We start from the raw sequence: 25,663 nt of genomic DNA, 5'->3' as shown, positions 1-25,663 counted from the left end.
CTCCCTAGAATCTTAGTGCCTTCAGTATACCGTATCACCGTCACCTTTTCTTATGTGTAAAAGCGCACAACCTTCACAATCTCGCTGAGAAAAGTGCACATCTCCCCGCTATCCTGAACTTATCGCATCAAGAAAGGGAGATCGTCATGGAACTGAATCAAACCCACGTTGTTGCCGCTCAGCTCGAAACCATCAAGTACCCGCAGATCATCGCCCGCACCGAGACCGGGAAGACGCTGACGGTTGAGACCAACGAAAAACAGCGCGACGACCCCGCATTTTGGCAGGCCATCAGCGCTATTCTCAAAGCTCGTTTGTGGGTCCCAGTGTCGACGCGCCTGCATCAACTGATGGATTCCGACTGGTTGATGCCCGATCCCGCCTGAAGGCTACTTGGCTTCCTGCCACTGCCGGAAGCGCGCAGCCGCGACAATCAGCGTCACAGCGGCATCCTTGGACAGCGCAGCGGTCACGGTTTCCAAGTGACCAGAGGTGGCCACAGCGCCGATGACCTCAAGGCCGAACTTCACAATGTTCAGGTCCTTTTTGGCCTGGTAGCCGTCTTCAAACACCGGCTCATGGTTGTAGGTGAAATTCAGCTCATCCTTGGTGATGGAACCATCGACGTGGTTGACCATGATCCGGTCTTCCACCTGCGACAGCGGCTGGTCGTCGGCCATTAGGTTCAGCTTGTGATCGGATTCTTCCCGGTCAAACGTGCCCTGCTTCATCGGCAAGTATGCCGCGGCCGGCTGGGCCAGTACCTTGAGGTAGTCCACGGCGGCCAACACTTTGTCCGTGGGCATCAACTCTGCCTTATCGAGCAGTTGATCGTTATTGGCCTCCAGCCAGTCCGCCAGTTCACTGATTCCAAATTGATCCATTATGACCTCCACGTGTTTGTGCCGATAATTTCCGGCAGAGTCAAAACATCAAAAACATTGTACCATGGTCAAAGCTTCAGCCCAAGGTTAGGTGACTTGCCACCCCTGCTATAATAGAACTAAGGAGGGATGATTATGCCTGACATCAAAAAACGGCCACTGCCGGTGTTTGATGCGGAAGGCCGGCCCTTGCGTCTAAAGCCCCGGATCACGTACAAACTGCGCGTGAAAAATGGCTACATCTTGGCGCTGACATCCAACCAGCATCAAACCCGCTTACCGAATCTCGTCAAATTACATGAACACAGTCCCCACACCAAATAAGGGGTGATGATCACGCGGCCTGGCTGCGTGATCTTTTTATTAACTCATCTCGTCAGGCCGGCGTGCGCCGCGTCTTCGCGGTTTTGGGCGCTTTGGGACCAGTGGCCGCCATCAAAAATACTGTCCCAATGATCACCGCGGTGCCAAGCAGCTCGGCGGGCCCCAGGTGCAGGTGTAAAAACAGGACCGAGGTGATTGTAGCGCCAATCGGCTCAAAGGCGTCCAGCAGCCCGGCCGCCGTCGCCGAAATGTAGCGCAGGCTGGCCAAGTACGACAGGTAGGCAATCAGCGTGCCGAAAATCACGACGAATCCGAACGCGCCCCAGCCCAGCGAGTTGAGGTGCGGCACGCCGACCCACAGCGGCCGATACACGGTCATGAGCAGCCCGCCGATCAGCTGCGCCCAACCAACCACGACCAGCGGGGAGTAATGCGCAAGCAGTCCCGCCGGCAGCAGTGTGTACAGTGCGGCGGCCAGTGCCGCGCCCAGCCCCCAAAGAAGCGCGCTGGGCGAAATTGCCAGCGTCGTCAGATGCCCTTTGGTGACCACCAGCAGCGTGCCAAACATCGCCAGGGCGATCACCAGCACATCGATCCGCCGCGGCAGCTGGCGCGTTTGAACCGCCAAGATCAGCAAAATCACCACTGGCGACAGGTACTGCAGCGTCGTCGCGGTCGGGGCGTTAGCGACCTCCACGGCCTTAAAGTAAATGAATTGCATCGTGATCATCCCAAACAGGATAAAAATCGTCATTTGCCAGGCGTCATGTTTATTGTGCCACGGGGCAAAAATTTGCTTGCCCTCACGCATCCAGGCAAATGCCATCGTCAAAATACCGGCGATCAGCATCTTGGCCGAAATCAGCCAGGCCACGTCGGTTCCCTGTTGAAAAAGCACTTCACTGGCCGGCCCCGACACGCCCCACAGGCACGAGCCGAAAATCGCCAGTCCTAACCCAAGTAACCGTTTATTGTGCATGATTGTCCTACCAGCAATAAATTTTTTCAGTCAGGCCAAATGGTCATCGATCACGCCAGCCCCTTGCAGGAAGCTGTATGCCGAAGTCGGCCCAATCATGGTGATGCCGCGCTTTTTCATGTCCTTGGCGACCGCGGTCGACAGGTCCGTGTACGCCGGCACGTCGGCCCAGCGGCGCGGCTTGTTAACCAGCTGCTCACCCGCGGTAAAATGCCACACGTACGCCGCAAAACTGCCGAAGGCTTGCTGGATCTGTTGAACCGCGCGGGCATTGTGCGGAATCGACGCGAGCTTACGCCGATTGCGGATGAGCCGCGCGTCTGCCATGAGCGGCTCAATGTCCGCATCTGTCATGCGCGCAACAGCGTCAATCTCAAAATCGTGAAACACCTCGTTGAACGCGGCCCGCTTGTTCAGCACCAGCTCCCAGTTCAGTCCGATTTGCAGACTTTCCAGGCTCAGCAGCTCGAACAGCTGGCGATCATCATGCTTGGGCACGCCCCATTCATGATCGTGATAGTCTTTTAACACCGGGCTTTTGGCCCACCAAACTGATTCTTCCATCTTAGCACCTCCGCGGATAGATTACGCCGCCAAAGTTCAGTTTTCTTGCCCCCTACTTTAAAAAGGACGCGGCCTGTCGTCAAGGCAGCGGCTTGTGCTCTTTGGCACGAAAAAAGAGCCCGCCGCAGCGAGCCCTTGCAAAAACTTTAAGCTTCAGTTTTGACGATCAGTACATCGCACGGCGCGGTGCGGTTGACGTACTCGGTGACCGAGCCGACCAGCACACGCTCGACCGCATTGAGCCCGGTGGCCCCGATCATGATCAGGTCCGTCTTGTGGTCGTGCGGAAAGTCGGTCGCGATGACATTCTTCGGGTTGCCGAAGCGCACGTGAATCGCGACGTCGGTCAAACCAGCCTGTTCAGCGCGGGTCTGCAAGCCATCCAAATACTTCTCGGCATCTTGGGTCAGCTGGTAAATCGCATCGCCAGAGATCATGCCGCCATAGCCACCAATAAATTGCTTTGTATCCAGGACGTTCAAGATGTCCAGGTGGGCGTGGTTGGTCTGTGCGACCTTGACCGCCTTGCTGAATGCCAGCTCAGCCTCATCGGAGCCATCAACTGGAACCAGTATCGTGGTATATTCTTGATCCATGTGATCACACCCTCTCTTTTCTCAAGCGTAAATCATCAGCCGGCCAAAAACAAGCAGAAGCATCATGATCGGGCCGCTCCGTCGCAGCCCGAATAAGCTTTTTTGGGAATAAAAAAACGTCTAACGCGGCAGTTCAGATTTTCAAAGGGTTTCTATTGAATGTTGACAATAAAAATATCGATAAAATTGCCCACTAATAATTGCATTTACCAAGCAAAAAAGCTAAATTAAACGGTGAACCGATTTCAATTGGTTTAGTTATTCTAATTTATAGGAATGTGGTGAAAACATGACAGAAACAGTTGGCAGTGCCTTGCGTCAGATTCGCAAGGGCCGCGGCGAGTCCATCGTTGAAGTCGCTAAGGCCACGCACACCTCCCCGGCCAGCTTTACCAAGTGGGAAAACGATCAAACGATCCCCAGTGAACGCAGTATCCGCAAGCTTGCGGAATACTACAACACCGACCCGAACAACATTCTCGCGCTTGCCTACCCGGACAAGTATGCGACCGATCGGGATGCGATCGACCTTGATGAGTACAATGTGATCCGTGTTGAAGATCTGCTTGCAGACAACACGATCCTGACCTACAACGGCTCCCGCTTGCCGCAGGCCAAAAAAGACCTCGTGGCGTCCTTCACCGCTGGTTTAATTATCGGCAGTGCCGCAGAACAGGACTAGCTTCGGTGAAAGAGTCGCCTTTGAGGCGGCTTTTTTCTTTTGTCCGCCTCCGGTATACTGAAACCGAATCCACTGAGGAGGTATTATCGTGACACCCATTGTTCTTCCCATCCACCACGGTTTCAACTTTCGCGACCTGGGCGGCTATCGCACTAAGGCCGGGCAAACGGTGCAAGACCACCGGCTGCTTCGGTCAGGCCGGCTGAACGAGCTGTCCGCCGCCGATCTGCAGTACTTGGCCGATTACGGGCTGCAAACCGCAGTTGACTTCCGCTCACCGCAGGAACGCGCCGACGCCCCGGACCGGGTCCCGGCTGCGGCCCGGGACGTGTTTGACCCCGTGTTTCCCACCGATGAGACCAAAGTCACAGCCGATGCGGAACAAGAGCGGCACACGGAGCTCGCCAAGGACCCCTTGGCCGGCTTTCGCAGCATGGTCAGCACCTACGCCGACATCGTCGTCCAGCCCAGCGCAAAAAAGGCGTACCGCCAGTTTTTCGACGTGCTGCTGGCCGCGGATGATGACGGGGCGACGTTGTTTCACTGCAGTGCCGGTAAGGACCGCACTGGCATGGGCGCGGTGTACCTGCTGACGGCGCTGGGCGTTGATCCGATCACCATTCGCCAGGACTACCTGGCCTCAAACCTCTACCTGGTAGCAGAAGGCCAGCGCATGGTCGACGAAGTGATCGAGGCCGGCGGCTCGCCGGCCCTTCAGGCCTCCTACCGGTCGCTGGGCGGCGTGGCCAACGAGTATCTGGACTCGGCGCTTTACACCATTGACCGCGAGTACGGGAACCTGCCCAATTACCTCAAAACTGAACTGCAACTCAGCGATGCGCAGCGGCGCGATTTACGCGCGCTTTACCTCAAGTGATGGACAAACCCGCTCAAGCGCATCTGCGTTATAATAAAGTCAAAGCGGAAAGGAGTGTGCGCTTATGAAACTATACCAAGGATTGACCCAGGTGCAGGTGAACGACTCACTGGTTGACGATGCGCCGAACTTCACCATTCAAACGGAGCTCGACAAGCCGCTCAACTTTGCGCCGACGACGCTTTTCCACTACATTGACAGCGTGCTGAAGCCAGGCAGCCGGCACGACCAGAACAATCTGCGCTTCGTCACCGACCCCGCCTTCATCGGCGAAAACTTCGATTACAGTAGTATTCCGGAAACCAAGGCCTACAAGGACTTCGAAGATAAGATGAACTTTGCGCGCAACATGGTGCAGGACCTCAACCGCCACGTTGCCGTCAACATTGACACTAAGAAGAACGAATTCCAGCTCGTCTTTGTGGATTAACCAAACGCAAACGACCCGGTTCAGGCATGAACACCTGAACCGGGTCGTTTTTTCGACTGCAGATTAAATGGCGGCAATCACGTCGCGGTACGGCAAGGTGCCCACAAACTGCTGGTAGGCCGCTTCCTCACCGGTGTCGGCGATTTGCGCACCGGTAAATTGACCTTCGTGCAGCTGGGCTTCTGGCACGTCGATCAAGTGCGTCGTCGTGGCGTTGCCGATCAGCTCGATCCAGTAGTCACCGCCGCTGCCGTGCACGTTGGTTTGAACCACGCCGCCCGGGTTGTAAACCGTGTTGAGCTGGTCCAGCGCTGCGGCTTCGGGATGCGTCAGCACAAACGCCAGGCTCGTGGCCGCCATCCCCGTGCCGCACGCGTTGGTGAAGCCGACGCCCCGCTCGTAAGTGCGGGCAAACAGCGTGTGGGGTCCTTCAATGGCGGCAAACGTCACGTTGACGCCTTCTGGGAAGTACGGGTTGGCCGCGTTGAGCTTGCGGCCCAGTGCGCCGATTTTCTCGCCGTTCAGCTCGGCCTCCGAAACAAAGGCGATCAGATGCGGGTTCGGGACTGCGACCGCCGTGAAACGCAGCGCCGGGTCCAGCGCCGGCAGCACCTGATCGACGATCTTCGCCGTGTCCAGCGCCGCAAACGGCAAGGCAGCAGCATCAAAGCTGACCGGTGAGATCTCAACCGAATAGCCTGGCACGCCGGCGGCAAAATCGGCCACGTGACGCACGCGCAGTGGCGCCTCCTCAGTTTGGACGGTGAACTGCTGTTGCCCGGTTTTCTCGCTCAGGTAGCGGGCCACCGTGCGCAGGCCGTTGCCGCACATCTTGGCCAGACTGCCATCCGCGTTAATGACGGTCATGCGGCCCACAGCGCCTGGCGCGTCGTCGACGATCAGCATGCCGTCGGCCCCGCCGAGCAGCCCACTGTCCCGGCTGCTGAGCCGTTTGGTCAGCGCCACCAGCTCCTGATGAGACAATTTGTGATCAAGCGTGGTTTGATCCATGAGAAAAAAAGTGTTCTCCGAGCCGTGCACGCGTCTTAATTCAGCCATCCAAAAGCCTCCCAGTAAATAGTGGCTAAATTGTAGCACAAGCGGCCGCCCCTCGCCATCGATGATTGACCGGCCGGCCGGCAAAGGCTAGACTTTGCTTAAACTCACCTCGGGAGGCATTACCATGAAGATTGAAACCAATGCGGCAGGCCACTTAACCATCGGCGGCTGTGATGCGCTGACGCTGGCGCAGCAGTTCGGCACGCCGGCGTACGTGTATGACGTCGGGCAGATTCGGGCGCAGTTTCGCGCGTTTGCCAAGGTCTTTGAGGACCATGGCGCCAAATATGCGGTCAGCTACGCCAGCAAGGCCTTCGCGACGGTCGCCATGTACCAGGTCGCGGCCCAGGAAAACGCCCATGTCGACGTCGTGTCCGGCGGCGAGCTGTACACGGCCCAGGCCGCGCAGTTTCCGATGGCCCATGTCTCTTTTCACGGCAATAACAAAAGCGAAGCGGAACTGGCGCAGGCGCTTGACGCCCATGTCGGCACCATCATCGTGGATAATTTTCACGAGTTGGACCTGCTTGAGAGTCTGCTCAAGCAGCAGGCAGGCCGCGTTCAGAATATCCTGTTGCGGGTAACCCCGGGCATTTCCGCTCACACCCACGCGTATGATCAAACCGGCCAAACCGACAGCAAGTTCGGCTTTGATGTCGACTCCGGGCAGGCCAAGGCCGCAGCGACCCGCGCGCTGGCCAACCCGCAGCTGCACCTGTTGGGTATCCACGCCCACATCGGGAGCCAGATTTTTGAGGTCAAAGGCTTTGTGGCCGCGGCGCAGCGCCTGCTCGCCATCTTGACGGACTGGCACGACAGCCTGGCCTTCACCCCCACGGTGCTCAACCTCGGCGGCGGCTTTGGCATTGCCTATACCGATGCAGACGACCCGCTGCCAGCGGAAGCGTTTGTTGCCGCGATTCTCGATGCGATCGCAGCCGCTGACCTGCCGTTTGACCCCCCGGCCATTTGGATCGAACCCGGCCGCTCGATTGTCGGCCCTGCCGGCTACCAGCTCTACACCGTCGGCAGCCGCAAGGACGTGCCTGGGCTTGCCCCGTTTGTCGCCGTGGACGGTGGTATGGGCGACAACATTCGGCCCGCGCTGTACCAGGCCGACTACGAGGCGGTCGCGGCGGCCGACCCGCACGCGGCAAGCACCGAAACGGTCCGTCTGGTCGGCAAATACTGCGAGTCCGGCGATATTTTGATTGACCAAGCGAAGCTGCCGCACCTTGAAGCCGGCGCGGTGGTCGCGGTGCTCGCCACCGGCGCGTACGGCTACTCGATGGCGTCCAATTACAACCGCAACCCGCGCCCGGCGGTCGTCTTCGCCGAAAATGGCCAAGCCAAGCTGGTCGTGCGACGCGAAAGCTACGCCGACTTGACCCGCAATGACCTGAGCTATCTCTAGCGGCCGGTCTGGCGCCCAGGGGCCGGTTCTTCTATAATAATGGCGAAAGGTTGTGCAAAAATGGAACCCTATCCCACGATGAAACCAGCTGGCGGCGATTTGCCGACCAGCAGCAACCAGCCCCTGTGGCAGGTGTTGACACAAAAGGCACCAGACCTTTCCGGCAAGCGCGTTTTGGCCATTCATTCCGGCGACGGTGCCTTCTGCCGCGGCGCGATCAACGCCGGCGCGATCGCCGTGCTGGGCGTCGACCGTGACCGTTACGCCATCAGTGCCGCGCGCGACGTGGCCAGTTCGGATCGGTTGCGCTACCGCATCATGCCAGATCGCCGCTTCGACCTCTTGACCGGCCCTTACGACCTGGTCATTGGGCCGTTTGCCTACCCGGCTGAGGACCTGCGCCGAGGCACGCACCAGCTGGCTAAGCTGCTGCGGCCAAGCGGCGAAATGGTGCTGGCCGTCACCGGCGCCGCCGATGCCAGTCAGGTCAAGGCGAATCTGTCCAGTCTGATTGCCGTCAGCGAATGCTTTGCGCCGAGCCAGCAGCCCGCTGGCACCAAACTGTTCGTCGTGGTGGCGCACCGGGCGAAAATCACGCCGCCGGCGCCCAAACGGCGGCGTAATCGCGGCCAGTAAACCAACCAAAAAAGTTTCCTGCAAGCAGTCGCACGCAGGAAACTTTTTTAGTTTGAGCGCCCACTTAACGCATTCTCAAAGGTCTGCACCCGGCCGCCGTCGGGATCGTAAATCGCAAACACGATGACCGGAAACGCGCCGTTGAACTCTGGGCGCAGCAGCTGCTGGCGAAAAATCTGCGCGACCTGCTTCAGTGGATTGCCGAAGACACCACCGCCAAACGCGCCCAGGATCAGGTGATCGGCGCCGTGCTGCTTGAACGCGCGCAGCGTCTGACTGATTTTCAGGGTGATGTCAGGGCCGGTTGCCGCCTCGGTCAGTGCCGGGTACGCACTGCGGTTGGGCGCAGCGACAGTCGCGACGTCCACAAAATGGTCTGACAGCTCGCGGCCGGTTTCGTCAAACACCTGCCGCACCTCGGCCGAGTAAATCAGCGCGCTGCTGAACAGGCCGGAATTGGGATCGCGCCGATTGGGCTGATAGTAGGTCGCCTCAAACTGCCGCAGCGCCGGCAGCAAATAGGTGCACTTGGCGATGCTTTCCTCCTGGGCGCGGGCGCCATACTCCACCCCGCCGCCAGGGGTCGTTGGGCTGGCGAAGTTCATCACGCCGATGCGGCCGGGCAAGCGCGCCATAGTCTTGACGACATCCTCGTTGACGACGGTCCACTGCGCCGACGTATTGCCTATGGCCGGCGTCTGCGGCAAGCGGGCACTGATCAGCTGGCTGTGCGGCTTGCGCGGATCTTGCTGATAGGCGGCCAGACTGCGGCGCAGCATTTCGATTTGATCCATGATGAATCACTCCCCTCTTTTCCTAGCATAACTCACTGGTACGTGTATAATGCTACAATAGCTTCATAGAATACCAAGAAATGAGGAATCGAATCAATGGATAGTGGCCAAGTTGCCTCTAGTCTAGTTGTGTTAGTCATTACGTTCATTTTTGCCATCTTTTTTGTGGCGGCGGAGTTTGCCTTGGTGCAAAGCCGCCCCAGCGCGCTGGAGGACATGATCGATAAGGGCCAGGGCAACCGCAAGAAGCTTCAGCGGGCGCTGCGCATGGTCCAGCGGCTGAACGAATATTTGTCCACGACACAGGTGGGCACGTCGGTCTGCGGGATCATCTTGGGCTGGATCGGCGAAGATTTTGTCACCTTCCTGCTGATCGACGTGATGCAGATGACACACCTGCAGCTGCCCAACGGGAGTCTGCACGCCATCGGGGCCGTCCTTGGGGTCATCGTCTTGACCTACCTGGAAGTCGTCATCACCGAAATCGTGCCGAAAAACATCGCGATCGACATCCCAATCAAGGTGCTGATGGTCGTTGTCACCCCGCTGCACTATTTTCACAGCTTGTTCTACCCGTTCGTGTGGCTGCTGAACGTCAGCGCTAACGGCTTAGTGCGCCTGATGGGCATGCAGCCGGCCGACGAAAGCAACGAGGCCTTCAGCCAGGCCGAGATTTTGAATCTGTCCAAGGCCGCCATCGATAACGGCGACATGGAGCAAAACGATGTCACCTACATGCAGCGGGCCTTTGACCTCAACGACAAAACCGCCCATGACATCATGGTCGACCGCACCAGTCTGGTGGTCATCGACATCAACGCCACGGTCCACGAAGTCATTCGCGACTACCTGCAGGAAGGCTACTCGCGCTTCCCAGTCGTGGCTGACGGCGACAAGGACAAGGTGCTGGGCTATGTCTACATTTATGACCTGGTCAAGCAAGCCCAGGTCGACGATTCGGTCCATGTGTCCAAGCTCCTGCGGGCCATGGTCACGGTGCCTGAAGCCACGCCGATCAACTCGATTCTGCAGCAGATGATCAAAAAGCAGACGCCGATTGTCGTGGTCGTCGACGAATACGGCGGCACCAGCGGGATTGTCACTGACAAGGACATTTACGAGGAGCTGTTTGGGACCGTCAAGGACGAAATCGACGACGTGTCCGACGAGTACATTATTAAAACCGCCCAGCCGAACGTCTTCAAGGTCTCGGGGAAAACCACGCTGTACGACTTCGAGCGCTTCTTCCACGTCGACCTCAAGCAGTTCGAAAATGCCAACATCGTCACCATCGCCGGCTTTTTGATGGAAGATTACCCTGACCTCAAGCTCAACGATTCGGTGGTGCTCGACCGCTTCAACCTGACCGTGACGGATTACAGCCGCGGCTTTGCCAACTGGTTCAACGTCACGGTGGGTCCGGAGATTCCGAAGGCCATGGACGTGGACGGCGACGGCGAGGATGAAGAAGTGCCTGTCTAAATTTCAGAAAATAACCTAGGCCTGCTTGCAGGTCTATTTTTTTGCCTGCGCAGCGCAACGGCCCGCAGGCACAGGGCTGATTTAGGCCCCATCAAGCGGTGGCACTTACCAGAAATTAGTGATAGAATTATTATTTGCAATTTTAATTATCGAAGGGAATGAAAATTTCATGACACAGCCCACAGATGTCAACGGCAAGCCGTACAACCGCAACTTGCTCGTGGTCACAATGCTGATTGGGACGTTCACCACGTTCTTAACGCAAACCATCCTGACTACGGCCTTTCCGACGCTGATGAAGACTTTTCACATCAACGCTTCGGCGGTTCAGTGGCTGACCACGGGCTTCATGCTGGTGATGGGGATCATGATCCCGGTCTCAGCGTGGTTGCTCAGTAAATTTAACGTCAAATACCTTTACATGACCGCCATTTCGATCTTTTTCGTCGGGACGTTGATCTCGCGCTTTGCCATCAGCTTCCCCATGCTGCTGGCAGGGCGGCTGATTCAAGCGATGGGCGTCGGCATGTCCGCGCCGACCTTCCAGACCGTGATGTACTCGGTCTTCCCGCCCAACAAGCGGGGCTCGGCGATGGGCCTAGCCGGCATCGTCATCGGCCTGGCACCGGCGGTCGGGCCGACCCTGTCTGGCTGGATCCTGCTTAACCACTCGTGGCGCTCGCTGTTTTCCGTCATTCTGCCGATCGCCGCGCTGGTGCTCATCCTATCCTCGTATTCGATGCGCAAGGTGCTGACCACGACGAATCCCAAGATCGACGTGCTGTCCGTCGTTGAGTCCACCATCGGGTTTGGCTCGCTGCTGTACGGCTTCTCCAGCGTCGGCGATGCCGGCTGGGGCTCGCCGATCGTCATCGGCAGCTTAGTCCTCGGCATTGTGGTCGTGGCGGCCTTTGTTTACCGCCAGCTGCACCTGGACAAACCGCTGCTCGAGCTGCGCGGGTTCACCAGCAAAACCTACACCCTGTCCGTGATCCTGACGGCCGTCGCCTTCATGTCGATGGTCGGCGTGGAAATGGTCCTGCCGATGTACATCCAGACGATTCGCGGCCAAAGCGCCTTCCACTCCGGGCTGATCCTCCTGCCTGGGGCCATCATGATGGGGATCATGTCGCCGATCACCGGCCGGATTTTTGACCGGATGGGCGCCAAGCGGCTGGCCACGACCGGCCTGTTCCTGCTTTTGGTCGGGACGTTCCCGCTGATCACCCTGACCCCTGACACGCCGATCCTGTTTGTGACGGTGCTGTACACGGTCCGGATGTTCGGTATTACCATGGTCACCATGCCTGTCACCACCAGCGGCATGAACGCCCTACCGGACAACCTCATTAATCACGGCACCGCCGTCAACAACACCGTCCGCCAAATCGCCGCGTCAATTGGCACCGCAATTCTGGTTTCTGTGCTGGCCTCGGTCACTAAGGGCCAGACGCCAGCCGCCGGCTTAGCCAAAAGCAACCCAATTGCCTTTGCGCGCCAGATGCAAACCGCGACCGTGGCCGGCTACCGCGCCGCCTTCGTGGTGTCGCTGATTTTTGCCGCCATCGGGTTTCTGCTTAGCTTGCGCCTAACCAACGATACGATTGATCAAGGAGGCGACCGCTCATGATTCTCGTTATCTTAGTGATAGCCGCGTTTGCGCTGTTTCTCGTCGCCGTGCTGGGGCAAAAATCCCTGCGCCGCCGGGTCTGGATTGCGGTGCTCGGCGTCTTGCTGATTGCCAGCGTCGGCGCCATTGCGGCCAACGACGCCTCGCGCTTCGGCATGACCACCAAGGTGCTCACTCAAACCACTGAAATTGTTGGTGCGGCTGATCACACGATCATGACCGCCCCGATTGGCACCGCCAAGCAAAACCTCGCGGTGGTCTATCGCAAAAATCTGCTCAGCAAAAAAGTTGCCGTGGCAAAGCCCGGCATCAATACTGACGTGAAGCTGCACCGCACCAACTCTCAGCAAGCGCATGTGACCATCAAGCGCACCGAGCTGCGCTACAAGGACACCTTTGCTGCCTTCCTCTTCGCCGGCTCCGGCCAAAATGGCCAGGTGCTGAACACCACCTACGACTTCGCCATTCCGCAATCCTGGCGCGTCAGCGAGCGCAAGTAAATCTAGCGAAAAAGCTCAACCTCAGCGGGTTGAGCTTTTTTGTCAGGTTAATTCCTATGTTCACCCGTCACACGTCTGCGGCGGTGGGCGTTTTCTCCCACCTGAAGGTCCGCTGAGCCAGGCGCAGCACGCCATCGCACTGCTCGGCCACGCTGGGCTCATGGGTGACAATGATCACGCACTTGCCCTGCTCATGGGCGATTTGGTTGAACAAGGCAATCACCTCATCCGTGTTGGCCTCGTCCAAGTTGCCAGTGGGCTCATCGGCGACCACCAGCGGCGCATCGCAAACCATCGTGCGGGCGATGGCCACGCGCTGCTGCTGACCGCCCGAGAGGCGCTGGACATTCTGGCTCATCTGTTCATCCGTGAGGCCCAGCCTGCGCAGCATGTCCCGCGCAAATTTCTGATCACCGCGGCGTTTGGACTTCGTGATGGCCATCGCGGTCATCAGATTCTCCAGCGCCGACATGTAGGTGAAGAGATTGAACGCTTGAAACACGACACTGACCTGCCGCCTGCGATAAGTGCCCAGACCCATTTTGGCAATGTCCTGACCGGCAATCTTGATCTTCCCGGCCTTGGGTGCGTCCAGTCCCGCCAGCAGCGACACCATGGTGGTTTTGCCAGTGCCAGACTGCCCGACAATGGCGTAAGAGCGCCCGGGCTCAAACCGCAGGTCGACGTCCTTGAACAAGTAGTCCGATGCGGTCGTATACCAGTAAGTCATCTTCTCAGTTTCTAACATCGTTGACCCTCCAGTCTATTGGATCAGAATCATCTTGGGCTGAAGCCGTAAGATGCCCGCAGCCGCAGCCAGAATCGCCAATAAAATGATGGCAAGCCCTAGCCCGAACAGCAGCGCGACGTCTTTGGCCGTCACCTTGACCGCCAGTTTGGTCTGCTTTTGCTGCGTGGCCGCACCAGTCCGTGCACTCCCAAGCATTTGGCCGCTAGGACCGCCAGCTGGTGCTTGCCCACTCGGCGCGCCGCCCTTGCCGCCGAGCATTTGGCTCGCGGTTTGGCCGGTGCTGGTGCTCGAGGCGCTGGCCGTCACTTGGGCGGCCAACTTGTTACCAACGAACGCGCCGCCAGCGGCCGCAATGCCAACGCCGACCAGGAGCACGACAAACAGTTCAACGAAGAACTGGGCAATGATCTTAAAGCGACTTTCGCCCATCGCCATTAAAATCCCAATCTCGTAACGGCGCTCGCGAATCATCAAAATCACGATCAAGGCCAGGATGATGGTCCCGGCGATCGCGACGAGCCACAAGACCTTGTCCGCAAAACTCGTCACGCTGCTCATTGAGGATTTGACCATCTGATAGTTCTGGTCATCCAGGCTCAAACTGTACTTGCTGGAGACCAGCTTGCTCGCCTGCTTCTTGACTGCGGCGACCTGACTCGGGGCGCTGACAGTGAAGACCACCGAATCCGCCGTGCCTTGGTACTTACTGCCTTTAAGCGTATTGGCCAGCGTGTAACTCGTAAAGATGGTGTTGGCCGGGTCGCTGGCGCCGGGACCCATGCCCGCCGTGGCGGTACTCTTCGCCTTATAGATGCCGACGATTTTCAGGCTATGCGTCTTCTTGGTTCCACTCGTCGCCTTGACCGTGATTGCGTCGCCGACCTTAAGGCTGTTTTGCGTGGCGAGCTCACTTTCGATCACCACGTGATTGGTGCCAATGTCGCTGGTCTTCAGGCCCCGCCCTTGCGTAATCTTATCCGTCCCATCGGCAAAACTGCTGCTACTGCTGGTGCTCGACACCCCAGAGATGCTGATGTCACCGGTGCTGGCCGCCATGCCGCCCGGCCCCTGGCTGCTGGAAGAAGTGGTGCTGATAGCGTCAAAGCTTTTGGCGTTGGCCGCTGCCGACACGGCGATGCTGTAACCGGAAACGTTGTTCAGTTTCGCAATCTGCTTAGCCGTACTCAGCTTGACCGGGGTCAGCGTCAGGCTGGGCCGCTTCCCTGGCTGACCGCTGGGAGCGCTGCTGCTGCGCATTTTTTTGAAAGCCGCCTGCCGGTTGGCGGTCAGGGTGATGGTGGCCCCGACGCTGGCTTTGGCGTTCGCAACGGCTTGACCCGCCGCCGATTTGATCAACAGGCCTGCCATAACGAAGAGCATGATGGCGCCGGTCACCAAAATCAGCAACAGGCTGCGGCTCTTTCTGGCAATCAGGTTAAGCCACGCACGTTTAATAAAGTTCATGGTCGATGCTCCAATCTGAATGATTTCGTCTTCACGACAGAGATTAGATTATCGGCCAATTAGGTTTAAATTATGAATTTTTCGCAGTGATTCCCCATGGTAAAAAATGACTTTTTAACAGTCAAGAAAACCCCTCCGTTGCGGCGAAGGGGTGACACCATTATTCAAAAAAGCGCCAACTGGTTTCCAGGTCGTACGGCTCGCCCGGCATCAGCGTGATGCTGGACCAGTCAAGGCCGCTTGGCGGGGCGATCTGCGCCTCAAGCGCGACCCCACTGTGCGCCCCAATGTTGTGCGGGACGCCGGTGTGGTCAAAGTGGTTGGCGGTGTACATGACAATTGCCGGCGCCGTGGTGGTCAAGGCCATTTTGCGGCCAGACTTACCGGTCAGCAGCACGGCCTGCGCCTTTTTAATCAAAAACGGGTGGTCGAAGCCCTGGCCAGCCAGGACTTGCGGCATCCGGTCGCCGAGCTTGGCGCCGCTGCGGAAATCAAACGGCGTGCCGGCCACGCTCGCCCAGCCGCCGCTTGGCAGGTGGTGCTCATCGAGCGGCGCGTAGTAATCGGCCGCAAGGGTCACGGTGGTGTCGGCAATGCCGGCTTCCAGCCCATCCGGCGCGAAGTAAACATGATTCGTCGGGTTGTACAGCGTCTCCTCGTCGGTCACGGCATGCAGCGCATAGGTCAGCGTATTGCTCGCGTGCAGCGTGTAGGTCACGGTCGTTTTGACGCTACCCGGGAAGCGGTTGTGGCCGGCCGGATCGACGAAGGTGAAGGTCACCTGATCTTCCGTGTCGCCTTCCCGGTAAGTGGCGGTAAACACCTGCGTGTCCGAGCCTTCCGGGCCGCCGTGAATCGCGTTATCGCCTTCACCAGGCAGCAGCGTCACGTCGCGGCCTTCGCGGTGCCAGACATGACCCGGCAGCCGACCGACCACGCGGCCGACCGTGCCGCCTAAAAAGTTGCGTTCCTTGGCGTAGTCGGCAACGCTCGGCAGCGTCAGGATCTGATCCAGCGGGCCGCGGGCGGTCGGCACGACCACGCGGGCCAAGGTCGCGCCGTAATTGAGCAGGTGCACGGCCATCCCCGCCTGATTGGTCAGCGTGAACTCGTACAAGGGCTCGCCGCGCAAGGTGCCATACTTTTGCAGCTTAATGGTCATGAGATTCCTCCTTAAAGGCTAGCGATGAACCGACCAAACGCGGCGCGCCCGTTGTCATCGCGCTTGAACACGCCGGCGTCTTCGAGCACGCGGGCGAACACGTGGCCCACCGCATCGTTCAGCTGGGCATCGGCGTTGGCCAGCGTCCAGGTCTCCTGCTGCTTGAGCTGATCCGCCCACGGCTTATGACTGGCCGCAATCTGGTTGGGCTGCCCCAGCAGGTACTTTTTCACTTCAACCAACTCGGTTTTGAGCCGCGCCGGCAAAATGGCCAGACCCATGACTTCGATCAGGCCAATATTTTCGCGTTTGATGTGCTGCACGTCCTGGTGTGGGTGGTAAATGCCGTCGGGAAATGCGGCAGAGGTCTGATTGTCGCGCAGCACCAGATCCAACCGGAACGTCTCACCATCGCGAGTGGCTATCGGCGTCACGGTGTGGTGGCGCACCCCATCGGTGTGCGCCCGCACATCAACTGATTCATCGGTGTATTCGGCCCAGGCTGCGCGCACGTGCTCAGCCGCTTCGACCAGCGCCTCTTTGTCGGCCGACTCGAGGCGAATCACGCTCATCGGCCACTTCACGATCCCGGCGGAAACGCTCGGCCACTGCGCCAGCTTAAACGCCTTCTCGACTTCAGCCTTGTTCATCGCAAAGACGTGTTTGCCGCCTTGGTAGTGTTCGTGCGCCAGCATCGAGCCGCCGACGATCGGCAGGTCGGCGTTGCTGCCGACAAAATAATCCGGGAACAGCGTCAATATCTCGAGCAGATTCGTGAACGTGGTACGGGTGATTTTCATCGGTTCGTGGACGCTGTCCAGGAAGATCGCGTGCTCGCCAAAATACGCGTACGGCGAATACTGGAAGCCCCAGGTGCGGCCGCCCAGGCTGAAGCGGATGATGCGATGGTTGCCGCGCGCCGGATAGTCGCTGCGGCCGGCGTACCCCTCGTTTTCCATGCAGAGCTGGCAGGCCGGATACGTCGCATCAGCGCTGGCATGCGCGGCCGCGGCAATGTCCTTGGGATCTTTTTCCGGCTTAGACAAGTTGATGGTGATCTCCAGGTCGCCGTAGTCGGTCTTGGTGGTGAAGCCAATATTCTTGGCAATCGCGCGAGTCTGAATGTAGTTGTTCGCCCGGGACAACCCGTAGAACCAGTCTGTCGCCGCTTTCGGCGAGGCCTGGTACTTCTGCCAAAAGACGGCATTGGCCTGACTCGGGGTCGGCGTGGCCAAAGCCATCAGCTCGGCCTCAAGGATCTGCCGGGCGCTCAGGCGGTCTTCAATCTTGCCGTTTTGCACCGCGGCGTCAACCAGCTGATCCAGGTTGGCCAGCGGCGCCGCCTGTTCAGGTAGGTCTCGTGCGGCATCCCCGACCAGGTTCAGGATGCGATTCACTAAATAGCCCCGATCCATTTCCGAATACCCAGTGTTCAGCTCCAGAATGTAATCGACTTGCCGCTCGACTGCTGTCATGCCCGGTCACCGTAACCTTTCGGGTGACTTTCGTGCCAGTTCCAGGCGGTTTCGATGACCTTCTCCACGTCGTCGTACTTTGGCTGCCAGCCCAAAATCTCGCGAGCCTTGTCCGAAGCGGCGATCAGTGTGCTCGGGTCGCCGGCGCGGCGTGGCCCAATTTTGGCCGGAATCTCCTTGCCGGTGACCTTGCGGGCCGCGTTCAGGATTTCCAGGTTCGAGAAACCAGTCGCGGAGCCCAGGTTGAAGGCGTTGGAGTCGTGGCCTTCACGCAGATACTTGAGCGCGAGAATGTGCGCATCAGCCAAGTCGACCACGTGGACGTAATCGCGGACGTTGGTGCCATCCTTGGTCGGGTAATCGTCGCCGAAGATCTGCAGCCCGGTGCGCGTTCCCGCGGCGACCTGCAAAATGATCGGGATCAGGTGAGTCTCCGGGTGGTGGTCCTCACCGATGCTGCCATCCGGCATCGCACCGGCGACGTTGAAGTAGCGCAGCGCGACGAACTTGATGCCGTACGCGACGTCGCTCCAGTGCATGATTTTTTCCATGGCCAGCTTGGACTCGCCATACGGGTTGGTTGGCACCTGCGGGTCGGTTTCCTTGATCGGAATCGACTTGGGCTCGCCGTACGTGGCGGCGGTCGAAGAAAAGACGATCTTGTTGATGCCGAATTGGTGCATAGCTTCCAGCAGCGTGATCAGGCCACCCGTGTTGTTATCGAAGTACTTGAGCGGATCCTTCATCGATTCCGGCACGATGGAAAACGCCGCAAAGTGAATGATTCCCTCGATTTTTTCCTGCGAAAACACGCTGCTCAGGAACTTGTAGTCGCGAATGTCGCCTTGGTAGAAGCGTGCCTTCGGGTCCACGGCCTGACGGTGGCCCGTAATCAAGTTGTCCAGCACTACGACGTCCTCGCCGGCCTTGACCAGCTGTGCCACGGTGTGCGAGCCGATATAACCGGCCCCACCTAAAACTGCAATTGTCATCAACAAAACTTCCTTTCTGATATCCGCACTGTGTGAACCTGAAAACTAGTCGAGCCGCTTTGGCCCATCGGCAATCTCTGCGACGTAAAACGATGGTGCATAGCCGATGGTTTCTTCATATTTGGCGCCGACTGCGGCCTTGACCGCCTCGACGTGGTCCTTGGCCACCAGCGCGATTGCGCATCCGCCAAAACCGGCGCCGGTCATGCGGGCCCCCAAGACGCCGGGCTGCTTGACCGCTTCTTTAACCAGCGTATCGAGCTCTGGGCCAGTCACTTCATAATCATACGCCAAGCTGACACCGGAAGCGGAAACCAGGTGGCCAAAGCCGACCAGGTCGCCGGCCTTGAGCTGGGCCGCGGCCTTGATGGTGCGCTGGTTTTCAAACACGGCGTGACGGGCGCGGCGGATCAGCGTGCCGTCGTAAATCAGATAGCTGGCCTGGTCGAACTGATCCTCGTTCAAATCGCCGAGCGTCTTGATATCCAGCTTGGTTTGCAAGCGGCGCAGCGCCTCTTCGCATTCGCTGCGGCGCTCGTTGTACTTGGAGTCCGCTAGCTCGCGGCGCTTGTTGGTGTTCATGATCAGAATCACGTTGTCTTGCAGATCCAGCGGCACGGATTCGTACTCCAGCGTGTTCGTGTCCAGCAGGGTCGCGTGGTTGGCCTTGCCCATGCCGATCGCGAACTGGTCCATGATGCCAGAGTTGACGCCGATGTAACCATTTTCGACTTTCTGGCCCAGCTTGATCAGATCCAGCATGGACTCCTTCAGGCCGTACTGGTCCTTGAGAATCGTCCCGGCGAGCAGCTCCAAAGAAGCCGAACTCGACAGGCCGGCGCCGTTTGGCAGATTGCCGAAGATGTAGACGTCCAGGCCTTGGGTGAAGGCAGGATAGTCCTTTTGCAACAGCTGGGCCATGCCCTTGAAGTAGTCGGTCCACTTTTTGTCTGCAGGCGTGGCCAGGTCGCTCAGCGGCACCTCAACGATCCCCACCTCGTCAAAGTTGCCCGAGTACAGCCGCAGCGCCTTCGCGTCGTTTGGGGCGACCGCCGCGTACGTCCCCAGGCTGATCGCGCAAGGGAAAACATGGCCGCCGTTGTAGTCAGTGTGCTCGCCGATCAAGTTGATCCGGCCGGGCGCAAAGTACGCCGCTGCAGCCGGCTCGCCGAACACTGCCGCAAATTTTGCCTTCAATTCCTCTACATTCATCGTTGTTTCCTCCTTAAAGTTAATTAACTAATTAATTGGTGCTGCCCCGCAGGATCAGTTCGCTTTCCGGCGTGATGCGCAGCGGGAACGCCAAGGTTCCATCGAGCTTGGCCTGCAGCAGCTGCACCGCCGCGGCGCCGAGCTCTTGGCTGCGCACACGCACCGACGTCAGCGCCGGGCTGACGAACCGGCCCATGTTCAGGTCGTTGAAGCCGTACACGGCAACCTGCTCGGGCACCTTGATGCCGCGCTCCTGCAAGGCCTTGAGCGCGCCAATGCCCATTTCGTCGTTGGCGGAAAAAATAGCGTCAAAGTCGCACGCTTTTGGCTGATCCAAAAACTGCGCCATGACCTTGTACGCGTCGTTCATGGTGAAATCTGAGGTCAGCGTGGTCGCAAGGCTCAGCCCCGCCTCTGCCGCCAGTTGCGGGAAGAAGCGGGTGCGCGGGTCCGCCAAGGCAAAGCCGTCGCTGGCGTGTTCCTGGCCTGCCAAAAACAGCGGGTGCTTGACCCCGGTTTGCTTCATGTGGGCGACCACCTGCGCCACGCCCCCTTCAAAATCTGGGACGACGCAGGACAGCTGCCGCGAAAGCACGTCCTGGTCGATGACAATCAGCGGCTGGTCGCGCGAGGTGAGCTTGGCCAGCTGACTGGGGCTAAACTTGCCAAGGGCCAATACGCCATCATACCGGGCCAAGGACGGCATCGTGTCGCCTGGGAAAAAGCGCACGACCCCGAGATCGACGGCGCTAAGCTCCTGCTCCACGGCCTGGCGAATCGTGCTGTAGTAATCGGTACTCATGCCCTTGGCGTCTGGGTACCACTGATACAGCACGACCGTCCCGCTATTCTTATGGCGGACCGTGGGCCGCGCATAGCCCAACGTGGCCGCGGCCTTCAGGACATTTTGCCGGGTCTGATCCGTGACGGAAAAGCTCTCGTCGCGGTTCAGCACGCGACTGGCAGTCGTAATCGATACTTGGGCGGCTGCGGCCACATCTTTAAGTGTTGCCATGCACACGCCTCCTCTCTTTCTCCAATTTTACTGAATACCGGTAAAAAGTAAAGCGCATTCAGCGTTTTCGTAGATATTTCTAGGTGGTTCAAAAAATATTCCTAGTCGGCGGTCACGAATATGATGGCTGTCATATCAGCATTCCAATGAGATTCGTTTAAATCCGGAAGCGGCTAAAACATTTACTAAAACACACGCAAAACTTTTTAGCGTAATCCGTTGGTGGGTTCAAATCAGGGCCATCGCGGCGGTGGCTGGTTCGCCTCATTTTCAGAAAACAATTGACTTTGGCCCGGGTGAGCGTGTAATATAACCAGACGTTGGGCTTCGGCCCCAGAACAGAACAAATCGCAGCGCCATTCCGCCTATTATGGTGCTGCCAAGTCCCCATGGCCTTCGCTGTGGGGATTTTTTTGTCGGTTTGGTAAGGGCAATCTAATTGGTAAGGAGTTTTTATTTTATGGAAATGTCAGAAAGTTTGCCAAAAGCGCGTGTGCAAATCGCCCATCCCGCAATTGCGATGCTGGGCCTCATGATCGGCGCGTTCGTCGGCATGTTCTCAGAAACTGCGCTGAATATCGCACTGCCGTCTTTGATGGCGTCACTGCACGTCACCCAGGGCACCGTGCAATGGCTTGTCACCGGCTACATGCTGGTAATCGGCATCTGCATGCCGCTGTCCAGTATGCTGACCAAGCGGTTTGACACCAAGAAAATCGTCCTGTTCGGCCTCGGTGCCTTCCTAATTGGCGCTGTGATCGCCGCCATGGCGCCGGCCTTCCCCGTCCTGCTGTTCGGCCGGATGCTGCAGGGAATCGGCACCGGGCTGGTCCTGCCGCTGATGTTCGCGGTCGCCATGCAGATTTTTCCGCCTTACCGTCTGGGCACGGTGATGGGGCTGGCCGCTTTGGTCATCATGTTCGCCCCTGCCATCGGCCCGACCATCACCGGGATCCTGCTGGGGGTTGCTTCCTGGCACGCCATTTTCTGGCTGCTCGTGCCGTTTTTGGCGGTTGCGTTCATTCTCACTGCCATCGCGCTGGACAACGCGTTTGAACAGAAAAGTATCCCAATCGACTGGGCATCGATTGCCCTTTCCACCATCGGCTTTGGCGGTATCGTCATCGGCACCTCGATGGCCAGTGACGCCGGCTGGCTTTCAGTGCGCGTGATTCTCGCACTGGTCGTCGGCATCGCGGCCTTGGCCTTGTACGCCGGCCGTCAGCTGAGCCAAAGCGCGCCAATGCTGAACCTGAAAGCGTTCAAAAACCGCGCTTTCACCACCGGTACCTTGCTGGTCATGCTTGACTTCGGCGTCATTCTCGCTTCAATGTACTTACTGCCACAATACCTGCAAAACGTGATGGGTCTGCCGGTTGCCATGACCGGGCTGGCCATGTTGCCAGGCGGGATTGTCAACGCCGCAGTCTCTGCCGTTGCCGGTCGCTTGTACGATCGCTTCGGGGCCAAGTGGCTCACCCGCGCAGGCTTCATCGTGGCCGCAATCGGCGTCGTAATCTTGATGTCGACGAACGCCCACAGCAGCCTGGCACAAGTCATCGCCGGCCACATCATCTTAATGATCGGTGCGCCACTGGCGATGTCACCTGCTCAGACTTACGGTCTCAATTCGCTGCCTGGCTCACAGAGTGCTGATGGCAGTGCTATCTTGAACACCCTGCAGCAAATCGTTGGCGCCGTGGCAACTGCCATTGCCACTTCGATGCTCGCTTTGGGGAGTGCCAGCCAGGCTGGCGTTGCCGGTTTGACCACAGGCGCTCACCTCGGCTTCGGTTTCGTTCTGATCATCGCCATCGTCGCCTTCGTCATTTCACTGGGCGTCAAGGGCAAGGTCAAGAGTGAAGACGTGCCGCTGAATTAGTCAGTTTACGTTATAAAACAGCCTCATGCGATCGTGAAACTCACGGTTGTGTGAGACTGTTTTTGTGTCTGGCCTCATCAATTAGAGACGGAATTTGGTATAATGAAACCGCTTAGATTTGTTCCCACAACAACTGCTAAAGGAAGGTCACTCATGTCACCATACACTGTCTTTATGGATATCGACGGCACCCTGGTCGGCGAAAGCCAGTATCCCACCAAGCGCGTCGTTGAGACGATCGCCAAGTACCGCGCACAGGGCCACCGCTTCTTCATCGCCTCGGGCCGGCCGCTGTTTTCCGCCAGCATGATGGCCGACCGCATCGGCCCGGACCTGGACATTATCTGCTCCAACGGCACGGTCACCCGCATCGGCGGCAAAATCGCGGCGCAGCACCTCTCCACCAACGCGCTGGAAGGCATTTGGCGCGTCGCCAAAAAGTATCAGCTCCCGCAGTATTTTTTCACCTTGGACAAAGTGCTCTACCTCACGCCGCTGCCTGAGGAAGTCTCCGGCGATGGCAAGAACCGCATCGCCGGCGAGGACCCGAGCAAGTATGTCGCCATTGACACGCTTGAGCAGTTGCGGGCCAACAGCGGCAAGATCATCAATGCCATCGCCATCGACCCGGACCTGGAAAAAGTCGCCCGCGCTCGCGTCGAAATGAACGAGCTTGCTGACGTTGACGCCTCTAGTTCTTACATCAACAACATTGAGATCACAGCCCATGGCGTCAACAAGGCGACGGCGATCCTCCGGGTGTGCCGCGAGCTTATCCAGCCGCTGGCACGCACCATGGCATTCGGCGACGGCTCCAATGACCTCGAAATGCTGCAAACTGTTCACTACGGCATCGCGATGGGGAACGCCAACGACCAGGTGAAGGCCGCCACCAAGTTTCACACCGCTGACCTGGACCACGACGGTGTCCCGGTGGCGCTCGACAAGTTCCTCGGTCGCGCTGAAGAAAATTGACCGCCGTATCATAAAAGCCCGGCGCCTTGCCGGGCTTTTCGTATGGCCTAGGGTTCTAGCAGCGTCTCATCCACGGCATACAATTCATCGTACTTCTGCTGCAGGTCGATGGCCGCTGTCTGATAAGTTTGCAAGTGTCCCTCCCTCAAGAACATGACGGAATCAGCCATGGTCGTGACATTGCCCAGCTGATGCGACGACATCAAAATGCTTTTGCCCTGATCCTTCAGCTGCGAAAAGATGCGCGTGAACAGCTCAATGCTGGTCGGGTCAAGCCCGTTCAGGGGCTCATCAAACAAGAGCAGGTCCGCTCCCGAAATCAGGTACATCCCCAGCAGCACGTGCTGCTTCATCCCCAGCGACATGCTGGCAACCCGCTTTTTGCGGTACTTCTCCATGCGCAGCACCTTGACGACGCGGTCGACTGACAGCGGCCCGCCCCACACGTCCTTCACGTAACCGAACAGCTCGTTGGGATTGAGACCCTCGTACAGCCGCGCAGAATCTTCAAGGAAAAAGAGATGCTTTAAAAATGCTTGCCGGTCGTGCCAGGAATCGTGGCCTAGCAGGCTCACGGTGCCGTGCTTGGCGCGCAGCAACCCGGTCACATTGCGCAGCAGCGTACTTTTGCCGGTACCGTTTGGGGCCACGAGCCCGACGATGGTGCCTGCCTCGATCGTAAAACTCAGGTCATCAAGAATCGGCTGCTTACCATAATTAAAGGAAAGGTTTTTCACTTCAAGCAAGAGACTCACTCCTTTCACGCGGCCTGGCGCCGGTGGACGACAACGTGGCCGGCAATCAGGAAGACCGCCGCCCAGGCAAATAACACCGTTAGTCCGAGCAAACCCTGGCCGCCGAATGGCCCGGCAGGATAGGTCTCCTGACTCATCATCAGCATCATACTGATGTCCGTGTGACTGCCAGGCAAGACCTGCAAGACTCCTGCAAGCGACGGCAGCCACTGCAAGACGGCCCGGCTCGGCAGCATGACCACGGCGGCCAAGGCAAGCGCTGTGGTGATCAAATTGGCGTGCCACTGCTTGAGCAGCAGCGCCAGCCCCGTCAGCATCAAGCTCACTGCAAGCAGCCCCAGCAGGTAGAAGGCCAGCGCCTTGAGCACTGGCACGATGATGGCACGCGTATCAGCTTTAAAGTCGACCCCAGAGCCCGAGAAGAATGCGGTCTGCCACGAGCCCATTCCGCCGCGTACGATGACAGGCACCGCCATCAGTATCAATGCCAACAGCACCATGCCAAACGTGGTCAGGCCGATGACCACCTGCTGATTGAGCAGTACCTGATTCGCCCGCATTGGCAGGAGAGCGGCAAACTCATCACGTTTGCCGCGTCCCATGGTGGTCAAGAAAGCGACCAGCACCGCAAGCGCCAGCACGACGTACGTGGTGTTCCCAAAATACATCACTTGGTTCAGCAGATAATTGGTGAACGGCGTCTGCGTATCAACAAAATCATAGAACGGCACGTGATGCGCCGCGAGGTACTCGTACTTGGGGGCGCGCATGTCAGTAGCGGAAAAAAAGGCGGTCACCGCCTTGGGATACGCGACTCGATCACCCGCGTTGACCGCCGCGGTCACTTTTTTTGCCAGCGGCAAGAGCTTCTTGGCCTGCTGGTAGGTCATGACCGTGGGTTGGGCCTTGGGGCCGGCTTTGATCACGCGCCGGATCGTTGCTAAATCACGCGATTCCATGACAGTGCTGGCATCGTCGCGCAGGACGGCGGCGGTAGTGCCCCGGGCCACCATCCGCCCACGCAGCATCGGCAGTATGAACAGCGTTGTGATCACCAGCGGAATCAGCCAGATCACCGGCCGCTTAAGGGCGAGCAGCCACTCCCATTTTTGTTGTTTCATCGCGTTCT

Annotated in this window: 27 protein-coding genes; 12 read left to right on the top strand and 15 right to left on the bottom strand. The window is 58.4% G+C overall.

Annotation, left to right across the window (positions count from 1 at the left end):
* Nucleotides 1-146: 146 nt before the first annotated feature.
* On the top strand, nucleotides 147-386 hold the full coding sequence (locus tag JUF21_RS03570; RefSeq protein WP_203623514.1) for a hypothetical protein: 240 nt from the start codon (nucleotides 147-149) through the stop codon (nucleotides 384-386).
* 3 nt (nucleotides 387-389) lie between these two features.
* On the opposite strand, the gene JUF21_RS03565 is transcribed toward JUF21_RS03570, so the two are convergent.
* Nucleotides 390-884 (bottom strand): hypothetical protein, encoded by a 495-nt coding sequence (locus JUF21_RS03565; RefSeq protein WP_203623515.1) that lies wholly within the window; start codon nucleotides 882-884, stop codon nucleotides 390-392.
* A 135-nt stretch (nucleotides 885-1,019) separates the two neighbouring features.
* On the opposite strand from JUF21_RS03565, the gene JUF21_RS03560 reads away from it, so the two are divergent.
* Nucleotides 1,020-1,208, top strand: a complete 189-nt coding sequence (locus tag JUF21_RS03560) for a hypothetical protein (RefSeq protein WP_125756022.1) — start codon at nucleotides 1,020-1,022, stop codon at nucleotides 1,206-1,208.
* A gap of 52 nt (nucleotides 1,209-1,260) precedes the next feature.
* Here the strand turns inward: JUF21_RS03560 and JUF21_RS03555 are convergent, their stop codons facing one another.
* The 3 genes from JUF21_RS03555 to JUF21_RS03545 all read right to left on the bottom strand — a co-directional run bounded on the left by JUF21_RS03555 (nucleotide 1,261) and on the right by JUF21_RS03545 (nucleotide 3,347).
* Nucleotides 1,261-2,187, bottom strand: coding sequence for a DMT family transporter (locus JUF21_RS03555; RefSeq protein WP_203623516.1), 927 nt, complete (start codon nucleotides 2,185-2,187; stop codon nucleotides 1,261-1,263).
* 30 nt (nucleotides 2,188-2,217) lie between these two features.
* A complete protein-coding gene (locus JUF21_RS03550; RefSeq protein WP_203623517.1) occupies nucleotides 2,218-2,751 on the bottom strand; it encodes a DNA-3-methyladenine glycosylase I in 534 nt (177 codons plus the stop codon).
* Between the two features lie 146 nt (nucleotides 2,752-2,897).
* A complete protein-coding gene (locus JUF21_RS03545) occupies nucleotides 2,898-3,347 on the bottom strand; it encodes a universal stress protein (RefSeq protein ID WP_125756028.1) in 450 nt (149 codons plus the stop codon).
* 289 nt (nucleotides 3,348-3,636) lie between these two features.
* Here JUF21_RS03545 and JUF21_RS03540 point away from each other — a divergent pair, with 289 nt between their 5' ends.
* From JUF21_RS03540 to JUF21_RS03530, 3 genes are all read left to right on the top strand, one after another.
* Nucleotides 3,637-4,029 (top strand): helix-turn-helix domain-containing protein, encoded by a 393-nt coding sequence (locus tag JUF21_RS03540; RefSeq protein WP_203623518.1) that lies wholly within the window; start codon nucleotides 3,637-3,639, stop codon nucleotides 4,027-4,029.
* Nucleotides 4,030-4,117: 88 nt separating this feature from the next.
* Nucleotides 4,118-4,906 carry a tyrosine-protein phosphatase gene (locus JUF21_RS03535; protein WP_203623519.1) on the top strand — a complete coding sequence of 263 codons (789 nt, stop codon included), beginning with the start codon at nucleotides 4,118-4,120 and terminating at the stop codon, nucleotides 4,904-4,906.
* A gap of 64 nt (nucleotides 4,907-4,970) precedes the next feature.
* Entirely contained in the window at nucleotides 4,971-5,336 is a 366-nt protein-coding gene (locus tag JUF21_RS03530; protein WP_203623520.1) for a hypothetical protein, read from the top strand.
* Nucleotides 5,337-5,399: 63 nt separating this feature from the next.
* On the opposite strand, the gene dapF is transcribed toward JUF21_RS03530, so the two are convergent.
* Complete coding sequence (gene dapF / locus JUF21_RS03525; protein WP_203623521.1) at nucleotides 5,400-6,395, bottom strand: diaminopimelate epimerase; 996 nt, start codon at nucleotides 6,393-6,395, stop codon at nucleotides 5,400-5,402.
* 124 nt (nucleotides 6,396-6,519) lie between these two features.
* On the opposite strand from dapF, the gene lysA reads away from it, so the two are divergent.
* Both lysA and JUF21_RS03515 read left to right on the top strand, forming a co-directional pair.
* The gene (lysA, locus tag JUF21_RS03520) at nucleotides 6,520-7,809 is read left to right on the top strand and encodes a diaminopimelate decarboxylase (protein ID WP_203623522.1); all 1,290 of its coding nucleotides are present in this window, start codon (nucleotides 6,520-6,522) and stop codon (nucleotides 7,807-7,809) included.
* Nucleotides 7,810-7,869: 60 nt separating this feature from the next.
* A complete protein-coding gene (locus JUF21_RS03515) occupies nucleotides 7,870-8,445 on the top strand; it encodes a bifunctional 2-polyprenyl-6-hydroxyphenol methylase/3-demethylubiquinol 3-O-methyltransferase UbiG (protein WP_203623523.1) in 576 nt (191 codons plus the stop codon).
* Nucleotides 8,446-8,492: 47 nt separating this feature from the next.
* On the opposite strand, the gene JUF21_RS03510 is transcribed toward JUF21_RS03515, so the two are convergent.
* Nucleotides 8,493-9,239 carry a TIGR02452 family protein gene (locus tag JUF21_RS03510; RefSeq protein ID WP_203623524.1) on the bottom strand — a complete coding sequence of 249 codons (747 nt, stop codon included), beginning with the start codon at nucleotides 9,237-9,239 and terminating at the stop codon, nucleotides 8,493-8,495.
* 96 nt (nucleotides 9,240-9,335) lie between these two features.
* Here JUF21_RS03510 and JUF21_RS03505 point away from each other — a divergent pair, with 96 nt between their 5' ends.
* The 3 genes from JUF21_RS03505 to JUF21_RS03495 all read left to right on the top strand — a co-directional run bounded on the left by JUF21_RS03505 (nucleotide 9,336) and on the right by JUF21_RS03495 (nucleotide 12,851).
* Entirely contained in the window at nucleotides 9,336-10,721 is a 1,386-nt protein-coding gene (locus JUF21_RS03505) for a hemolysin family protein (protein ID WP_203663106.1), read from the top strand.
* Between the two features lie 169 nt (nucleotides 10,722-10,890).
* Nucleotides 10,891-12,351, top strand: a complete 1,461-nt coding sequence (locus JUF21_RS03500; protein WP_203663104.1) for an MDR family MFS transporter — start codon at nucleotides 10,891-10,893, stop codon at nucleotides 12,349-12,351.
* Nucleotides 12,348-12,851, top strand: a complete 504-nt coding sequence (locus JUF21_RS03495) for a DUF4811 domain-containing protein (RefSeq protein WP_203663102.1) — start codon at nucleotides 12,348-12,350, stop codon at nucleotides 12,849-12,851. The genes JUF21_RS03500 and JUF21_RS03495 overlap by 4 nt, the downstream gene beginning before the upstream one ends.
* A 67-nt stretch (nucleotides 12,852-12,918) precedes the next feature.
* Here JUF21_RS03495 and JUF21_RS03490 read toward each other — a convergent pair whose 3' ends face one another.
* The 7 genes from JUF21_RS03490 to JUF21_RS03460 form a co-directional block, all read right to left on the bottom strand.
* Nucleotides 12,919-13,599, bottom strand: coding sequence for an ABC transporter ATP-binding protein (locus tag JUF21_RS03490; protein ID WP_203623527.1), 681 nt, complete (start codon nucleotides 13,597-13,599; stop codon nucleotides 12,919-12,921).
* Nucleotides 13,600-13,614: 15 nt separating this feature from the next.
* Nucleotides 13,615-15,066 (bottom strand): ABC transporter permease, encoded by a 1,452-nt coding sequence (locus tag JUF21_RS03485; protein ID WP_203663100.1) that lies wholly within the window; start codon nucleotides 15,064-15,066, stop codon nucleotides 13,615-13,617.
* A gap of 160 nt (nucleotides 15,067-15,226) precedes the next feature.
* Nucleotides 15,227-16,228, bottom strand: a complete 1,002-nt coding sequence (locus JUF21_RS03480) for an aldose epimerase family protein (RefSeq protein ID WP_203623529.1) — start codon at nucleotides 16,226-16,228, stop codon at nucleotides 15,227-15,229.
* Between the two features lie 11 nt (nucleotides 16,229-16,239).
* A complete protein-coding gene (locus tag JUF21_RS03475; RefSeq protein ID WP_203663098.1) occupies nucleotides 16,240-17,703 on the bottom strand; it encodes a UDP-glucose--hexose-1-phosphate uridylyltransferase in 1,464 nt (487 codons plus the stop codon).
* Nucleotides 17,700-18,695 (bottom strand): UDP-glucose 4-epimerase GalE, encoded by a 996-nt coding sequence (galE, locus tag JUF21_RS03470; protein ID WP_203623531.1) that lies wholly within the window; start codon nucleotides 18,693-18,695, stop codon nucleotides 17,700-17,702. The genes JUF21_RS03475 and galE overlap by 4 nt, the downstream gene beginning before the upstream one ends.
* Before the next feature lie 45 nt (nucleotides 18,696-18,740).
* Entirely contained in the window at nucleotides 18,741-19,907 is a 1,167-nt protein-coding gene (locus JUF21_RS03465; RefSeq protein WP_203623532.1) for a galactokinase, read from the bottom strand.
* 31 nt (nucleotides 19,908-19,938) lie between these two features.
* Nucleotides 19,939-20,922, bottom strand: coding sequence for a LacI family DNA-binding transcriptional regulator (locus JUF21_RS03460; protein ID WP_203623533.1), 984 nt, complete (start codon nucleotides 20,920-20,922; stop codon nucleotides 19,939-19,941).
* Between the two features lie 460 nt (nucleotides 20,923-21,382).
* Between JUF21_RS03460 and JUF21_RS03455 the strand changes: the two genes are divergently transcribed.
* Nucleotides 21,383-22,804, top strand: coding sequence for a DHA2 family efflux MFS transporter permease subunit (locus JUF21_RS03455; protein ID WP_203663097.1), 1,422 nt, complete (start codon nucleotides 21,383-21,385; stop codon nucleotides 22,802-22,804).
* 153 nt (nucleotides 22,805-22,957) lie between these two features.
* Nucleotides 22,958-23,779 carry an HAD family hydrolase gene (locus JUF21_RS03450; protein WP_203623535.1) on the top strand — a complete coding sequence of 274 codons (822 nt, stop codon included), beginning with the start codon at nucleotides 22,958-22,960 and terminating at the stop codon, nucleotides 23,777-23,779.
* A gap of 47 nt (nucleotides 23,780-23,826) precedes the next feature.
* On the opposite strand, the gene JUF21_RS03445 is transcribed toward JUF21_RS03450, so the two are convergent.
* Both JUF21_RS03445 and JUF21_RS03440 read right to left on the bottom strand, forming a co-directional pair.
* The gene (locus JUF21_RS03445; RefSeq protein ID WP_239061349.1) at nucleotides 23,827-24,516 is read right to left on the bottom strand and encodes an ATP-binding cassette domain-containing protein; all 690 of its coding nucleotides are present in this window, start codon (nucleotides 24,514-24,516) and stop codon (nucleotides 23,827-23,829) included.
* A 23-nt stretch (nucleotides 24,517-24,539) separates the two neighbouring features.
* On the bottom strand, nucleotides 24,540-25,655 hold the full coding sequence (locus JUF21_RS03440) for a hypothetical protein (protein ID WP_203623537.1): 1,116 nt from the start codon (nucleotides 25,653-25,655) through the stop codon (nucleotides 24,540-24,542).
* Between the last annotated feature and the right edge of the window lie 8 nt (nucleotides 25,656-25,663).

The organism is Lacticaseibacillus sp. 53-4 (genome assembly GCF_016861805.1).
In the GTDB taxonomy this organism is placed as follows: domain Bacteria; phylum Bacillota; class Bacilli; order Lactobacillales; family Lactobacillaceae; genus Lacticaseibacillus.
Note: the sequence above shows the minus strand (reverse complement) of the source record. Positions and strands in the feature narration are given on the sequence as shown.

Excerpts from the sequence above, each read along its gene's own strand:
- galE (WP_203623531.1), bottom strand. The coding sequence starts at position 18,695 with ATGACAATTGCAGTTTTAGGTGGGGCCGGTTATATCGGCTCGCACACC.
- JUF21_RS03455 (WP_203663097.1), top strand. The coding sequence starts at position 21,383 with ATGGAAATGTCAGAAAGTTTGCCAAAAGCGCGTGTGCAAATCGCCCAT.
- JUF21_RS03460 (WP_203623533.1), bottom strand. The coding sequence starts at position 20,922 with ATGGCAACACTTAAAGATGTGGCCGCAGCCGCCCAAGTATCGATTACG.
- JUF21_RS03505 (WP_203663106.1), top strand. The coding sequence starts at position 9,336 with ATGGATAGTGGCCAAGTTGCCTCTAGTCTAGTTGTGTTAGTCATTACG.
- JUF21_RS03480 (WP_203623529.1), bottom strand. The coding sequence starts at position 16,228 with ATGACCATTAAGCTGCAAAAGTATGGCACCTTGCGCGGCGAGCCCTTG.
- JUF21_RS03555 (WP_203623516.1), bottom strand. The coding sequence starts at position 2,187 with ATGCACAATAAACGGTTACTTGGGTTAGGACTGGCGATTTTCGGCTCG.
- JUF21_RS03490 (WP_203623527.1), bottom strand. The coding sequence starts at position 13,599 with ATGTTAGAAACTGAGAAGATGACTTACTGGTATACGACCGCATCGGAC.
- JUF21_RS03540 (WP_203623518.1), top strand. The coding sequence starts at position 3,637 with ATGACAGAAACAGTTGGCAGTGCCTTGCGTCAGATTCGCAAGGGCCGC.
- JUF21_RS03545 (WP_125756028.1), bottom strand. The coding sequence starts at position 3,347 with ATGGATCAAGAATATACCACGATACTGGTTCCAGTTGATGGCTCCGAT.
- JUF21_RS03475 (WP_203663098.1), bottom strand. The coding sequence starts at position 17,703 with ATGACAGCAGTCGAGCGGCAAGTCGATTACATTCTGGAGCTGAACACT.
- JUF21_RS03510 (WP_203623524.1), bottom strand. The coding sequence starts at position 9,239 with ATGGATCAAATCGAAATGCTGCGCCGCAGTCTGGCCGCCTATCAGCAA.
- JUF21_RS03530 (WP_203623520.1), top strand. The coding sequence starts at position 4,971 with ATGAAACTATACCAAGGATTGACCCAGGTGCAGGTGAACGACTCACTG.
- JUF21_RS03550 (WP_203623517.1), bottom strand. The coding sequence starts at position 2,751 with ATGGAAGAATCAGTTTGGTGGGCCAAAAGCCCGGTGTTAAAAGACTAT.
- JUF21_RS03485 (WP_203663100.1), bottom strand. The coding sequence starts at position 15,066 with ATGAACTTTATTAAACGTGCGTGGCTTAACCTGATTGCCAGAAAGAGC.
- JUF21_RS03515 (WP_203623523.1), top strand. The coding sequence starts at position 7,870 with ATGGAACCCTATCCCACGATGAAACCAGCTGGCGGCGATTTGCCGACC.
- JUF21_RS03565 (WP_203623515.1), bottom strand. The coding sequence starts at position 884 with ATGGATCAATTTGGAATCAGTGAACTGGCGGACTGGCTGGAGGCCAAT.
- JUF21_RS03450 (WP_203623535.1), top strand. The coding sequence starts at position 22,958 with ATGTCACCATACACTGTCTTTATGGATATCGACGGCACCCTGGTCGGC.
- lysA (WP_203623522.1), top strand. The coding sequence starts at position 6,520 with ATGAAGATTGAAACCAATGCGGCAGGCCACTTAACCATCGGCGGCTGT.
- JUF21_RS03440 (WP_203623537.1), bottom strand. The coding sequence starts at position 25,655 with ATGAAACAACAAAAATGGGAGTGGCTGCTCGCCCTTAAGCGGCCGGTG.
- JUF21_RS03465 (WP_203623532.1), bottom strand. The coding sequence starts at position 19,907 with ATGAATGTAGAGGAATTGAAGGCAAAATTTGCGGCAGTGTTCGGCGAG.
- dapF (WP_203623521.1), bottom strand. The coding sequence starts at position 6,395 with ATGGCTGAATTAAGACGCGTGCACGGCTCGGAGAACACTTTTTTTCTC.
- JUF21_RS03570 (WP_203623514.1), top strand. The coding sequence starts at position 147 with ATGGAACTGAATCAAACCCACGTTGTTGCCGCTCAGCTCGAAACCATC.
- JUF21_RS03560 (WP_125756022.1), top strand. The coding sequence starts at position 1,020 with ATGCCTGACATCAAAAAACGGCCACTGCCGGTGTTTGATGCGGAAGGC.
- JUF21_RS03500 (WP_203663104.1), top strand. The coding sequence starts at position 10,891 with ATGACACAGCCCACAGATGTCAACGGCAAGCCGTACAACCGCAACTTG.
- JUF21_RS03495 (WP_203663102.1), top strand. The coding sequence starts at position 12,348 with ATGATTCTCGTTATCTTAGTGATAGCCGCGTTTGCGCTGTTTCTCGTC.